Annotated in this window: 7 protein-coding genes; 4 read left to right on the top strand and 3 right to left on the bottom strand. The window is 35.4% G+C overall.

Annotated elements, in window-relative coordinates; genetic code table 11:
• Positions 1-3298 (bottom strand): glycosyltransferase (locus F6K22_RS01425; RefSeq protein WP_293092508.1); only part of this gene is annotated, 3298 nt, incomplete at its 3' end.
• Positions 3299-3658: 360 nt separating this feature from the next.
• A complete protein-coding gene (locus F6K22_RS01420) occupies positions 3659-4498 on the bottom strand; it encodes a TIGR01627 domain-containing protein (RefSeq protein ID WP_293092506.1) in 840 nt (279 codons plus the stop codon).
• A gap of 405 nt (positions 4499-4903) precedes the next feature.
• Here F6K22_RS01420 and ftsH3 point away from each other — a divergent pair, with 405 nt between their 5' ends.
• The 3 genes from ftsH3 (at position 4904) to F6K22_RS01405 (ending at position 7837) form a co-directional block, all read left to right on the top strand.
• Complete coding sequence (gene ftsH3, locus F6K22_RS01415; protein WP_293092504.1) at positions 4904-6745, top strand: ATP-dependent zinc metalloprotease FtsH3; 1842 nt, start codon at positions 4904-4906, stop codon at positions 6743-6745.
• A gap of 361 nt (positions 6746-7106) precedes the next feature.
• Complete coding sequence (locus F6K22_RS01410) at positions 7107-7238, top strand: hypothetical protein (protein WP_293092502.1); 132 nt, start codon at positions 7107-7109, stop codon at positions 7236-7238.
• A gap of 239 nt (positions 7239-7477) precedes the next feature.
• Positions 7478-7837: a hypothetical protein gene (locus F6K22_RS01405; protein ID WP_293092500.1), complete on the top strand. Its 360-nt coding sequence runs from the start codon at positions 7478-7480 to the stop codon at positions 7835-7837.
• A 229-nt stretch (positions 7838-8066) separates the two neighbouring features.
• Here the strand turns inward: F6K22_RS01405 and F6K22_RS01400 are convergent, their stop codons facing one another.
• Positions 8067-8435, bottom strand: coding sequence for a DUF1830 domain-containing protein (locus F6K22_RS01400; RefSeq protein WP_293092498.1), 369 nt, complete (start codon positions 8433-8435; stop codon positions 8067-8069).
• Between the two features lie 392 nt (positions 8436-8827).
• Here F6K22_RS01400 and F6K22_RS01395 point away from each other — a divergent pair, with 392 nt between their 5' ends.
• Positions 8828-10405 (top strand): photosystem II high light acclimation radical SAM protein, encoded by a 1578-nt coding sequence (locus tag F6K22_RS01395; RefSeq protein ID WP_293092496.1) that lies wholly within the window; start codon positions 8828-8830, stop codon positions 10403-10405.
• Positions 10406-11645: the final 1240 nt, after the last annotated feature.

Raw genomic sequence — 11645 nt, 5'->3', positions numbered from 1 at the left:
ACTCCCAATTTCGGCGCGGGAATTTTTCAGTTTCCTCTCCAGAAAAATTAGTTGATTGAGAAGTAGCATCTCTAGATTTCTCCACCGAGTCCGACTCCCAATTTCGGCGCGGGAATTTTTCACTTCCCCCTTCTGGGAAATTGGTTAATTCGGAAGCAGGGTTTCTAGATTTTTCAATCAACTCATACCTTTGACTTTCCCGAAAAGGTAAACAAATTAATTCCGCTTCCGAAATATCTTTAGTAACAGAAATTTTGCGTCGAACACCTCGTTGAATAATTCCATATTCAAGGCAAATATCATAAGTTTCTTGTGCTGCTCTTGTACTAGACTTTTCTAATCCTTGCTTATTCTCAAAATACAATCCCAAAATTTCTGAAAAACGTGCAAATTTTTCAGTCTTACCAATTCTTAGCCAAAATTCATAGTCACCCGCAACCTTAAATTCCGAACGAAAATATCCATACTTTTGATGTAGAGACTTTCTCCACATTGGTTGAGGTCCGATAATACAACGTCGCTCTAATTCTTGATAGTCAAACTCAGGCCAGTTCCAACATTTATTCCCTTGAGTTTTTGCCCAAGAATCATTAGGCAAAGTAGTAATTAATTGGTCTGCATAAACTAAAGAAGTATCAGGATTATTGTTTAAATAATCCCCCATTTTCTCCAAAGCATCCGGACGGTGGCGATCGTCCGTATTGGCATTAGTAATATAATTTCCTCTAGCAATTTTTATAGCACGATTCCATGCTGCATAAATAGTCTCTCTTTCTGGAGTTCGATAATAAATTATTTGGGGATATTTAGATTGAAATTCCTGAGCGATCGCTCCTTCTTTTTCTGCTGAAGCACTATCAATAATAATAATTTCTACTTTTCCTTTCTGATAGAGAGTCTGATTAACTAAATTTTCTAAACATCCCCGGATAAATTTTTCAGAATTATATGTAGAAACTATAGCTGAGACTAGAGGTAAAAATACTTGTTTTTCTGGGTGTTTAACTGTTACCCAAATCCAAGGTTTTGAGCATTCCAGAGAAACTAAATCAAAACCAGTTTCTACAAGAAGTAAATCTTTTAGTTGTGTGTCAGTATAAGCATTGCCAGAAAAATAATATTGCCGATCTTCTGCTCCCTCCTCATCAAAATTTCCTAAATTTGGAGCGCTATAGTCATGCACCTGAAGTCGGAAATATCCTCCTGGTTTCAAAACTCGAAATATTTCTCGGAAATAGCTTTTGACAATCGAAATAGAACGGATATGTTGAAATACAATTGTTGAATAAACAAAGTCGTAACTTTCGTCAGCTAACTGTTGTAAATCACAGCCATTATTAACATACAGTTCTCCATTTTGTTTCCCATTAGCTAAATATTGCCGGGCAAACTGAATCATTTTTTCCGAAATATCTACACCATCTACCCGTGCAAATTTTTCTCGTAAATATTTAATTAGACGACCAACTCCACAACCAATTTCTAAGACTTTCGATTCTGTTTTTATAGGAATTCCTAGAAGAACTTTTTGAGTAGAACTTAAGACTGAGTTTTCCCAAGCCTCCATTTTTTCCTGAGGAGACATAGTGTTAATTTTACTATCAGTGAATACTCGCTCAAACATAGCTTTGTCTAAGGAATTAACATTCCAAAACTGTCGTTGTAAACCAAGTTGTCTGGAATTTATAGATTCAGATAGAGTGGTTGAAATTTTACTTCCAGTGTCTACTAAATTTTTAACTTTGCTTTGCTCTTCTACACTATCTTTGGAGAGTTTTGATTTTTCTTTCTTATCTAAGACTTTCTGGAATATTTCTGTTGCCGGAGTAAAATTAGGCGCTTTTTCTCTGACTTGAAGTAAAATTTTTTCTGCCAAGTCAAGGCGATTAATTTTTTCTGCTGAAATTGCCAAATAAAACCAGATGCGCCAGTGGTTACATCCTAAACTTATCGCTGCTGTAAACTCAGAAATTGCTTGATGATGCTGACCTTGTTTTTGTAAAACTAATCCCGACCATAATCTTAAATAACCATCCTTTGAATAATAATTTCGATAATTAAAAATTCCACCTCCATCTCTATTACAAAGAACAGGAGATGAACCGGCAATTTGATTTTCTACTGCTAATAGTTCTGAAATATTTGCCGAAGTTAGACTGACTGAAAAATTAGATGCAGCATTCCCTAAAGATTGAATAAATAATTCTGCACCAGATATTTTCTCAATACTCCATCGACGTTTTCTTTTTGGTTGTTGCAGGAGGCAATCGTAAATTTCATTAATCTTTTTTGTTGCCTGTTCGGGATGAAAATTTTGTCGTGCGTATTCTCGTGCATTACGCCCTAATCTCAGTCGTTCCTCTGGGTGAAAATATAGATATTCTATAGCATTTTTATATTCAACTTCATTATTAACTATTAAACCTGTCTGATTATGAATAACTAATTTTTTAACTCCGCCATAAGGGAACACTACCGGTGGTACTCCCGCCCACATTGCCTCTTGTAAACTCTTTTCTGAAGTAGCATAAGTATCCTCACATAATGGATAGCCAAAAACATCTAAAATTTCCAATACCGATCTAATATCTTCAACGTAACCTCTAAAATCAAAACGCTCTCTTACTCCTAATTTTTCCGCTTCTTGTTGTAAATAATTGTTCATCCCTCCACAGACAATAAATTTCACATTTGGGATATTAATCTTAGCACTCATTCCCACATAATTAGAGTGCATTTTCGCAAAATCAACCGTACCAATATAACCAACATTAAATGTATCGTGAGATTGTGGTTTAAAATCTCTAAGTCTGTCAAAATCGGCAATTCCATAAACCACATCAATACTAGGATTTTTCTTTTCTGAAGATATATTTTCAAAGATAGGTAACTCCAGAGTATAAGGACTTGTTACTATAGCAAAATCTGTATATTCAAGTAACTCTTTTGTAATAATATGAGGTGCTTTATCGCCAATAATTTTAAACCAAAGTACCAGTCGCATTGCTGGAAGTTCTGAATATAATAATTCATAAATTTCTGGATTATTCCAAAAATGAAAATGAACAATATCCGCAGCTTCAATTTCTCTCCAAATAGTTTCTTGATTAACTTGATTAATTACATACATTCCCTCAGTTTGAGCAAGTGAAACTGCTTCTGGCAATCCTGGTAATAAACTAAGAATTCCATGTTGTTGTGCTATACCCATTCGAGATGAATATTTAGCAGTTGCTATCATCGAGCGGGCAGCACCACCCAAAGAAAGTTGTTGAATAATATGCAGAATCTTTAGCATTTTAAAAAGTTAGGTTATGACTTATTTGGTAACCATTCAGCACTCATAATTTCCTGCGGAATGCTGCGCAAACAGCAGTCAGCTATTTATTTTAGTTTGAGAAAAAAGCTTTATTAGTTGAGGTAAATTGAATCTTACTATCAAATCCGACTTTAAAGATTATATTGATTTTTGGTAAGCATTCAGCACTCAGCATTCAGCAGTCAGCTATTTATTTTAGTTTGAGAAAAAAGCTTTATTAGTTGAGGTAAATTGAATCTTACTATCAAATCCGACTTTAAAGATTATATTGATTTAAAGCATTTTTAAGTTTAGATAGGGTTTACGTTTGAGTTGATGGCTAATAGCTGAATGCTTACCTTATTTGAGATAATAATGCTGGAGTTTATTCACTTGATTAATCAAATTATTTTTGCCCAAAAAATAATTACTATAGATATTCTCTACCGAGCGATCGCAATCGTGAATAAATATACGAGTACCAGTTTGCCTAGCTAATTTAGCTGCCGTATATATACTTTTCATTCTGCCTGGTTTTTCTTCAGAATATCCAGCAGGTGCATCTACCAAAATAAAATCCCAGTTTGTGAGTAAAATTTTCTCAGGCAATACCATTGATAAACAATCATTTCCTTCACTATATTCTCTGAGTAAATCTTTCCATTGTGAAACTCTGGTATTATACTCAACTAAATAAGCCTCAAAAAAATTTTTGTAACTACTTTTTATCTTAGTCAACCATTCTTGATTATCCTCCAAAAATATTGTTTTTCCTCCGTCATTTACCTGAAGCCAAAGCTGAGTATCTTTCCCCACTCCAAAAATCAAAAAATTACCCGGTACTTTCTGACCAACTACATTAGTAATATAGATATATTCTGAAAAAGACATTTGACCAGGATTATCACTAACTAACTGCCAAATTTGACTGCCATACTTAGATACTAAAGACTGACTTAACTGACTATAACTCAAACCATTATTAAGCTGAATCTCTGTAGCTTTAACATAAGCACGAATAGCAGCATTTCTATTACCATGAACCTGCAAAACATTTCCTAAAGTTTTATAAACATCAACAAAATCTGGATAAATTTTAATAATTTTATAGCATAAGGCAATAGCTTCCCTTAAATTTCCCTGATTGTAATATAACTGGGCTTTTTTATTTTCAGCAATGGCATCATAAAAATCAATCATAAACCTGCTCTAGAGTAACTCATAAAAAATTTTTCAAACCATATTTTAGATGAGTCCCCATACTTCTAAACAACCTGCAAAAAAATGTCATAATAGTAGATGTTAATTATCTCAAACTGTTCAAAATACCTACACTTTAGTTATTAATTACTTTCACAACATAAAGAAAAAGCCAGAGTCACCTCTGAAAAACCCTAGCGCAGAATGGCGGAAATAACCGACCAGTTACAAAATCCTAAAAGCTTTACTAATCAATACTTTTGACTTTTAACTTTTAACTTCCGCGTAGCGACACTAGCTTTTAATACTTTGTGGTATTATATGAGAGATAAGTTAACATAAGTTAATATACCAGGATTAATAATATAGTCCCCATACCATAAAAAATTAGGAGGAATAACCCTAGTGAATAATAAAAGGTGGAGAAACGCTGGCCTATACGCCCTATTAGCAATAGTAGTCATCGCCTTAGCAACAGCATTCTTCGATCAACAACCCCAAACTCGCGAAACCTGGAAATACAGTCAATTCATTCAACAGGTAGAAAGCAATAACGTAGATAAAGTCAGCATAAGTGCTGACCGAACAATAGCTAGAGTTAAAGTAGCCGATGGTACCGTCGTCCAGGTTAATCTACCTAACGACCCCGACCTAATTAACATTCTCACTCAAAACAACGTAGATATATCCGTACTGCCTCAGAATGAAGAAGGTTTCTGGGTCAGAGCATTAAGCAGTTTATTCTTCCCTATCCTATTATTGGTGGGACTGTTCTTCCTACTACGTCGCGCTCAAAGTGGACCAGGTAGCCAAGCAATGAACTTTGGTAAATCTAAAGCTAGAGTCCAAATGGAACCCCAAACCCAAGTCACATTTGGCGATGTAGCAGGCATCGAACAAGCCAAACTAGAACTAACCGAAGTAGTAGACTTCCTCAAAAATGCCGATCGCTTCACAGCAATAGGAGCCAAAATACCCAAAGGCGTACTATTAGTAGGACCTCCCGGAACAGGTAAAACCCTATTAGCAAAAGCAGTTGCTGGAGAAGCAGGAGTACCATTCTTCTCCATCTCCGGTTCAGAATTTGTAGAAATGTTCGTAGGTGTAGGTGCTTCCCGCGTCCGCGACCTATTTGAACAAGCCAAGTCTAACGCTCCCTGTATCGTATTTATAGATGAAATAGATGCAGTAGGTCGTCAAAGAGGGGCCGGTTTAGGAGGTGGTAACGACGAAAGAGAACAAACTCTAAACCAACTACTCACCGAGATGGACGGTTTTGAAGGCAACACAGGTATAATTATCATTGCTGCAACTAACCGCCCCGACGTTTTAGACGCTGCCCTACTTCGTCCTGGTCGTTTTGACCGTCAAGTAGTAGTAGACCGCCCCGACTATGCAGGTCGTCTAGAAATTCTCAACGTTCATGCTCGTGGTAAGAGTCTCTCCAAAGATGTAGACTTAGAAAAAATTGCCCGTCGGACACCAGGATTTACTGGAGCAGATTTATCTAATCTATTAAATGAAGGAGCTATTCTGGCAGCTCGTCGCAACTTAACCGAAATCTCTATGGATGAAGTTAATGACGCCATCGACCGGGTATTAGCTGGTCCAGAAAAGAAAGACCGAGTAATGAGTGAGAAACGTAAAGAATTAGTAGCATATCACGAAGCAGGTCATGCTTTGGTCGGAGCTTTAATGCCTGATTATGACCCAGTGCAGAAAATTAGTATTATTCCTCGTGGTGGAGCTGGTGGTTTAACTTGGTTTACTCCCAGTGAAGACCGAATGGACTCTGGTTTGTACTCCCGTGCTTATCTCCAAAATCAAATGGCAGTTGCTTTAGGTGGTCGTCTGGCTGAAGAGATTGTTTTTGGTGATGAAGAGGTGACAACTGGAGCTTCTAATGACTTGCAGCAAGTCGCCCGTGTTGCTCGTCAGATGGTGACTCGGTTTGGAATGAGCGATCGCCTCGGTCCTGTGGCTCTTGGTCGTCAGAATGGTAATATGTTCTTAGGTAGAGATATTATGTCTGAACGAGATTTTTCTGAGGAAACTGCTGCTGCTATTGATGATGAGGTTCGTAATTTGGTAGACCAAGCTTATCGTCGGGCTAAGGAAGTTTTGGTAGGCAACCGTCATGTTTTGGATAAGTTGGCGGAAATGTTAGTTGATAAGGAGACTGTTGACTCTGATGAGTTACAGGAGTTATTGGCAACTAATGATGTGAAGATGGCGGCTTTGATTTAGAGTTGTCTGAGATTTTTTTGAATGTTTAAATAATTAATTTAAGCCATCTTGTAGGGTGCGTTAATTAAATGTAACGCACCACCTATGCCAAATATTTTGATTGGTGCGCTACGCTTCCCTAGCTATTTATCTTATTTATCTGTTTATATGGTTTAAGGAAGCTTAAAGAAATGAATTAATTATTGCGACCTACGCAATAGAAGGAAAATTTCACTACCCACCTACATCCTGCAGGTGCTTCAGAAAATGAATTTTAATTATTGCGANGGGCAAATTCTCCAGAAATTGTTAACCAATACAACCTACTAAAGATAATATTGGAGATTTAGGTCTGAATATTCAAAAAATTTGGTCAGATAATTTGCCAAACTCTACAACTTTTGAATATATTGAAGTTATGAAAAAAATTAACTCCAGAACATACTTTAGTAAAGAAACGCAAAAATATTTAGATGAAGTAGTGAATTTTACAACTCTAGCTTGTCTTAAATAAAGAGCAAGTTTATTTTCTGGAGAGGTCTATTATATTGTTTCTGCTTGATTCGTCGGGAAGGAGAAATACCCCCATCTTGAATGAAGGTAATGAGTTAGAGAAAAATCTCAGGCAATTAAAAATTGATGATGAGATTAAAACAACTGGGCAAATTCTCCAGAAATTGTTAACCAATACAACCTACTAAAGATAATATTGGAGATTTAGGTCTGAATATTCAAAAAATTTGGTCAGATAATTTGCCAAACTCTACAACTTTTGAATATATTGAAATTATGAAAAAAATTAACTCCAGAACATACTTTAGTAAAGAAACGCAAAAATATTTAGATGAAGTAATGGAATGGATTTTAGATAATCCAGCTAATCAAAAATGGTTGGAACATTTGGGAATGAAAGGTGCTTCAACAGCATTCGTTCTGACAAAAGGCTTATCTGCTAGAGATCAACAAGGAAATCAAACTGAAATGGCTTATTTTTTTAATGATTTAGAAATCATAGAATATACAACTCTAAAAATCAGTATGAACGAATTTGAGCGGAATATTTTGACAAATCAACAATTTATATATCGAGTCAAAACTGAATTGATGAATTGAATTTGATATTGTTTCCAAAAATTTTGCAGCAAATACAGAGGAAATGAGTCGCGACTCATTTCCTCTCTAACTTCCTTTTGAATACAAAGCACAAAAACGACTACATTTGTTGGGAGTATTAATTACCCATAACATCAATTTTTTTTTCTTATAGAAGAAATAAATGATGATTATAATTAAGTTGATTTATCCTCAGAGTTTTAATTTTACTCCCTTGAGTCTCAATTAATTAATCTACTGCGCTCAAAACTGCTGTTGGCTTTGAAGAAGACTTTAGTCTTTGAGGTAAAGTAAGTGATTTTACTACAGACTGTTCAGTTTTAGTAATTGAAGAATAAGGACCTTCATTTATTTGTAGGCGATCGCAAGGTACTGTATCTGATAAAATAGAACTGGCCATCATACCTGTATGAATCTCCATACAAGCACCGATAACTGCTTCAAATACTAAGCGTTGCCCTGGAAAGACAACTCTTTCAAAATACCAATTTGGTACATTACTAATTTTAGCTATCTGGATTTGACTTGTGGCATTAACGTAGCAACAGAGAATTTGATTTGAACTATTGGATGGTAAGGGATCAAGAATTTGTGCCATAGTTAATCTTTGAAAAGTTTTTGCTTTATACAAATTTAGTTATATTAACAAGTTAACACCAACCGATCCCTATCAGTTGTAATCTTGAATACCGAGTTTTAGGTTTCTCATCACATGGTCAATATAAATCTTCACAAGGTCTTAAGGCTTTCTTAAGACATGATTAATATTATCGCAAATTTTTAACTTTTTCTTGAATTTGTGCTATAGCATCAAATTATACAGACAATTTGAATTCAAACTGCTTTTAGCTAGGAATACAAGCTAATTTACTTTTATTAAGATGGCGTATAAAAATTTTAATAAAATTCAAGATTAAAATTAAATAAGTCCGACATATTGGTCATCTTTCTTAAAAAAGAATTTACAAAACGTTGTATTACACAGACACTATGGAAAACAAAGTTCTTTATGTTCGTCTCCCATGTAATCCCATTTTTCCTATCGGAGTTGTTTATTTAGCAGATCATGTCCACAAACTCTTCCCAGAAGTAGAACAAAGGATATTCGATCTGGGGGCCGTACCACCTCTAGACTATAGAACAGCCTTAGATAATTGTATCGATAAGTTCAGACCAAACCTATTAGTATTCTCCTGGAGAGATATTCAGATATATGCACCTGTCGGAGGTCGTGGAGGCAACCCTCTGCAAAACGCCTTCGAGTTTTACTACGCGAAAAACCCTCTGATTAAACTGAGGGGTGCAGTGGGAGGCCTGCGGTTAGCTGCTTCCTATTACACCGAACTCTGGCGTAACATAGGACTAATTAAACAGGGTCTAAAAAGGGCCAAAGTTTATCGACCAGAAACTCGTGCAGTAATTGGTGGTGGAGCAGTCAGTGTCTTTTATGAACAACTGGGTCGTAGTTTACCTACTGGTACTATTGTATCTGTCGGGGAAGGAGAGGTCTTATTAGAAAGACTAATTCGAGGAGAAGATTTTAGGGATCAACGATGCTATGTGGTAGGAGAAACATCACCGCGCGATCGCATGATTCACGAAGCACCAGCTTCTATTGAGAAAACTGCCTGCGACTATGACTATATCAATAGCATCTGGCCAGAATTTGTATATTACCTCCAAGACCAAGACTTCTACATTGGGGTACAAACAAAACGCGGTTGTCCCCATAACTGTTGTTATTGTGTCTATACAGTTATTGAGGGTAAACAAGTCCGGATCAACCCTGCTGATGAAGTAGTTGCAGAAATGAAGCAATTGTATGCTCGCGGTATTCGTAATTTCTGGTTTACTGATGCTCAGTTTATTCCTGCTCGGAAGTATATTGGTGATGCTGTGGAGTTATTACAAAAAATCCTTGATGCAGGGATGGATGATATTCATTGGGCAGCATATATTCGCGCAGATAATCTTACTCCCCAATTATGCGAGTTAATGGCAAAAACTGGGATGAATTATTTTGAGATTGGCATTACCAGTGGTTCTCAAGAACTTGTCCGCAAAATGCGAATGGGTTATAACTTACGGGTAGTATTGGAAAATTGTCGAGATTTAAAAGCTGCTGGTTTTAATGATTTAGTTTCAGTTAATTACTCTTTTAATGTAATTGATGAAACTTATGAAACGATTCGGCAAACTATTGCTTATCATCGGGAACTAGAGAAAATATTTGGAGCTGATAAAGTAGAACCTGCTATCTTCTTTATAGGGTTACAACCTCATACTCATTTAGAAGATTATGCTCTTGAGAAAGAAATCTTGAAACCTGGATATGACCCTATGAGTTTAATGCCTTGGACAGCTAGAAAGTTATTATGGAATCCAGAACCTTTAGGTGCATTTTTTGGTGAAGTTTGTTTAGAAGCTTGGCAAAGAAATCCTAATGATTTTGGTCGTGAAGTTATGGCTATTTTAGAAGAAAAATTAGGTTGTGCTGAACTGAATGAAGCTTTAAGTGCGCCTATTGTATCTGAGAAAAATCAAAAACATTTAGCAAGAGTTAATTAATAATTAAAAAGGTGCGTTACTAGCGCATCTTTTCTATGAATCGGTAATTTTTACTGACTCAACAAGAACAGATAATTTAACGGAAAAAGTGGAATAAAAACAGAGATATTGGGATGATAGTGATACTTATATCTATGATAGCAATAAAGATTCCAGTATTTATCGCTCCTACAAATTTATGATAAACTTTAGTTTGCTTAAGTTGATATTGTCTTGTTTTTTTGATTAGTTTGAGACCAAAAATATCAAGATATTTTCTAATGTATGTAAATTTTTATTTTTGCCGTAATCTATGATGCAAGGAAACAGAAAAACTAAACAATCCAGCTACTGATACCAGAATGTAAGCTAGTATAATTACTGTGTTATCAATTCCCTCTAATTCAAGCCCTACCACACCAAGAAATAATAACAAATTATTTGTTAGAGTTTTCCATGTTTTATTTCTGATATGGTGATAATCTTTCTATTGAATTTATAAGTCTTTAAGAATAGCCTCCTTTGAGGTAGCATCTTAGCTCATAATTGCTTTTTCATATCAAATTACTTAATATTATAATTTATTTTATACTTTTCTTCACCTTAACTTTAAAAGTTCCAGTACAACATTTTATTTATAGCAATACTGTTCCCTAAAAGTCTAGAATATATAGCAATCCTAAATATGTTGTGATAATGTTTATAACAATTAATTTTAACTAAAAAACTTAGGAATTCTGACTCCTTATTCCTAACTTCCACCAAAATATTACAACATAAATAGGATTGCTATAGTATTTCTGATATTCAAGATACAGTTTTTTCCTTCTTATTTGTTGCCTGTTTACTTCTGAAGCTGTTACCTAAAATCCTACATCTCACAATTGATATTAGATTGCTATATTATAGATAATTGTACTGCAAATCGTGAATAAATGTCCAATCCTTCTGACTGGGTAAAGATTCAGGTATCAGATGTTGGAATAAGAGACAGAACTAATGGCGATCATTAGAGGCGATCGCTCATACCTAAATCCTTATCTTCAGTTAAATAGTTACAAATAATAGGTAATAGGGAACAGAGGGTTCAATAATTGATAATTGATAATTGATAATTACCTCTCTCTAAAACGGATTTGATTGACGCGGAGCGTGAAAATTTTTTCTGATCAAGGGGAGATTTGATATGGCGCACTTCGGAGCGGCTCTGCATTCTTCGGGAGACTTCGCCATCCTATCCTAAGGTCATGCTTCGCAAACG

Origin of the sequence: Okeania sp. SIO2F4 (assembly GCF_010672385.1) — a bacterium.
Classification (GTDB): Bacteria; Cyanobacteriota; Cyanobacteriia; order Cyanobacteriales; family Microcoleaceae; genus Trichodesmium.
This window is presented reverse-complemented; position numbering and strand designations above follow the sequence as displayed.

Excerpts from the sequence above, each read along its gene's own strand:
- F6K22_RS01420 (WP_293092506.1), bottom strand. The coding sequence starts at position 4,498 with ATGATTGATTTTTATGATGCCATTGCTGAAAATAAAAAAGCCCAGTTA.
- F6K22_RS01400 (WP_293092498.1), bottom strand. The coding sequence starts at position 8,435 with ATGGCACAAATTCTTGATCCCTTACCATCCAATAGTTCAAATCAAATT.
- F6K22_RS01395 (WP_293092496.1), top strand. The coding sequence starts at position 8,828 with ATGGAAAACAAAGTTCTTTATGTTCGTCTCCCATGTAATCCCATTTTT.